Genomic DNA, 544 nt, shown 5'->3' on the forward strand with positions numbered 1-544 from the left:
AATGCGCAAACCATCCCGCGCTAAAACATGCGCACCTTCATCATGTGTAGCGTTTTGTTGGTCTGAATTTGTCGTTTCAGCGCTTTTATTGACAAAAGACGTTGCAACAATCTTCATCTCACCGGCTAAAGCACTGAGAAGACCAGCCTCATTATTTATATGACCAGCACGTATCTCTTTCAGCCCACCAATGCTGAGAGCCTCTTCAGCAATAATTCTGCCCTGTGTGTTGGTCAGATTACCATCACTGAATAGATCCATAGATTTTTTGGCGTAAATCAGCCCGCTATTGGTAACATTTCCTGCCACATTGAGGACAACATTCTCACCACTAGAGCCAAGCACACCGGCATTGTCTAATTGCCCTGCGATCAAAACAAAAACGCCGCCACTTTGAAGAACCCCTTCGGATGTATTCTTCAGAAAGGCTTGTTGCGGATCGGCGCCTTCTTGTGCACTTACCATCAAATGCAAATCATCGGTTGCAATAAACGTCCCTTGATTGGTAAATGCACCAATATGAGCATCGACACTCTCACCGCGC

Annotated in this window: 1 protein-coding gene; it reads right to left on the reverse strand. The window is 45.8% G+C overall.

Annotated features, from left to right (window positions below; translation table 11 throughout):
* Positions 1-544: hypothetical protein (locus tag ACFINR_RS09630; protein ID WP_375654257.1), on the reverse strand; the 544-nt coding region annotated here is incomplete at both ends.

Origin of the sequence: Bartonella sp. AP19HLJMH (genome assembly GCF_042196245.1) — a bacterium.
Lineage (GTDB): Bacteria > Pseudomonadota > Alphaproteobacteria > Rhizobiales > Rhizobiaceae > Bartonella.